The sequence below is a fragment of the Rubrivirga sp. genome (genome assembly GCF_049648075.1).
In the GTDB taxonomy this organism is placed as follows: Bacteria; Bacteroidota; Rhodothermia; order Rhodothermales; family Rubricoccaceae; genus Rubrivirga.
The window spans coordinates 1-2,281 of the sequence record NZ_JBARYR010000026.1 but is presented as its reverse complement, the minus strand read 5'-3'; the positions used below and the strand labels follow the sequence as shown (position 1 = coordinate 2,281).

2 protein-coding genes are annotated in these 2,281 nt (G+C 61.0%); both read right to left on the bottom strand.

Annotated features, from left to right (window positions below; genetic code table 11):
- Window positions 1-362 precede the first annotated feature (362 nt).
- Complete coding sequence (locus WBA11_RS00765) at window positions 363-1,226, bottom strand: sulfotransferase family protein (RefSeq protein ID WP_424518824.1); 864 nt, start codon at window positions 1,224-1,226, stop codon at window positions 363-365.
- 38 nt (window positions 1,227-1,264) lie between these two features.
- A partial coding sequence (locus WBA11_RS00760; RefSeq protein ID WP_424518823.1) for an ABC transporter ATP-binding protein occupies window positions 1,265-2,281 on the bottom strand: 1,017 nt, incomplete at its 5' end.

Below are 2,281 nucleotides of genomic sequence, written 5' to 3'. Positions count from 1 at the left end.
CACTATCAGTTTCAGTCTCAAGGACGAGCAGAGGCGTTGGAGGGCGATGCCGGTGGTCCCGAATTCGGCAAGGACGGCGCGGACCCCGTGTTTACGGAGGAATGCAGCGATACCCTTCGCATCCGTCCATGACGGACCACCGGAATACCCTGTCCGGATGAGCGCACTCAGCAACTCGGCTCGGCGGACAACGCTATTCCTCTGTCTCGTCGGTAAGAGGCAAAAAGGAGTCGTACCGGACGCGCTCGCGCCTGGTTCTAAGGCGATACCGACCGTTCTACCCGGCAAGATCAAGCGGAGGTGCTGACGAACATAGGTCTCGGCGACTGAGCCGGGATCTTGGGTAGCAATCGCCAGCATGGCTAGGCCGGTCTTTCTGCGGCACGCAGACGCGCGTAAAGGTCGTCGCAAAGGGTCTCCAACCTCGCGGACATCCCGCTGACGTCGCGGCGGGGCGCGCGCGCTGTACTCGTTGCTATCGGAAATGCCATGGGCGGGGCGGACAAGCCGATCCGGTCGCGCATCGCCTGCACGAAGGCGTCCGGATCGGCAACGAGGGAAGCGTAATCGACCGGCATGATGCGGGCGTCCTGATCAAGGTTCAGATCGAAGAACGTCCGGTTCCTTAGATACCAATAGGCGCCGTAGAAATTCCGCAGCTTTGAGCAGCCTTCCTGATCGTAATGATCGTCCGAAAGCTGAGCAACGATTGTCCAGAAGTCTGCAAGGTCCCATCTGCCTTCGGCGTCCGACTCCACACTGCGCGAGACTTCACGGAAATCCGGGCCCCATTTGCGGATCATCGAAGCGACGACGGCATGAGGCTCCCGGTACATCCAAACGGCAATCGCGCCCGACCCTCCCGCCGCGTCCAGAATCTCAGTCGCCCGGTGGCTGGCGTAGAGCGACCGGGCGACCGTGTAGGTCGCTCCTGTCGAGGTGCATCGATCCATCACCTCGTCCAGCGGACGCCAAGCTGTCTTCCTGGGCCCGATCGACAGATCGCTAAACTCCCCGAATACAGCGGATCGGGGGTCGGCGCGAAACAACCGCTCGAGATGGGTTGTGCCGCTGCGCTGGCATCCGAAGATGAAGATCTGGCGATCGGTCGGTTTCGCACCGAGGTTCTGAGCCCAGCGCTTAGAATCCTCGAAGGCTCTCCAGGAGGTTGTCCGAAGACGGCCGACGATCGATCGGCGCGTCCTCTGCAAGACCATCGCTAGCATATCGCCGCCCGTCCCTATAGTCCGTTCGTCCGAGCCCATCATTTTGCAGCCTCACAATCCCAGCCGCAAAATTCTAAGGCTGCATCGCCATCGATGGAGGGACCCTCGATGATTTCGGCGCCGCCCACTGAAACGATGCGTCCGGCTTCCAGTCGCACAATCATATCGCAATCGCGGAGAGTACTCATGCGATGCGCGACGATAATGACCGTCCGGTTTTGCGCGAGTCGGTCGATTTCCGCCATCAGCATAGCCTCCGTTTCTGTGTCCAGCGCGCTGGTCGCTTCGTCGAAGACGAGAACTTCTGCGCCGCCATAGAGCGCGCGCGCGATCCCGATCCGTTGGCGTTGCCCGCCTGACAGGCGGACCCCGTCCTCACCGACCTCCGTTTCGTAACCATCAGGCAATTCGCTAATTACGAAGTCGTGGATTTGCGCCATACGGGCCGCCCGTTCCACCTCGGCCAGATCCACATCGCCCGGCGGACAGCCGAAAGCGATGTTGCGTGCGACGGAGGTGTCGCTCAGGAACATGTCTTGCGCGACGTAGCCCACGCCCCCGCGCCATGCGCGCATGCTGTTGTCGTCGAGGGGCTTGCCGTCCACAAGCACTTCGCCGGAAGTCGGCACGAGGAGACCAAGCAACACGTCCATGAGTGTCGTCTTTCCCGATCCTGTATGCCCGATGATACCGACGCGCTGGCCACGGCGGATGGTCAATTTGATATTTCGAAGGCTCGATTGATCGGTTTTGGGGTACCGGTAGCTCACGTCACAAAGCTCGACGGCCCATTCCATGGTCATGGCCTCGGGCGGCTGCGCGGGCAAGAGGGGAAGGCTGTGCTCTTCCTCCAGATCCTTGCGCACGACCTCCAGCGCGGAGATACCGAGCCGAACGGTCGCGAGCGATACATAGATGCTCTGCAACGTCGGTAGGACACGGTAACCTGCAAAGACAAACAGGCCGAGAATTGGGAGCGATTGCGCGATGCCTGCACCGTCTGTTCCGCCGTCTCGGATGATAAGAGAGAGGACAAGAGCCACGACGCTGCCGAA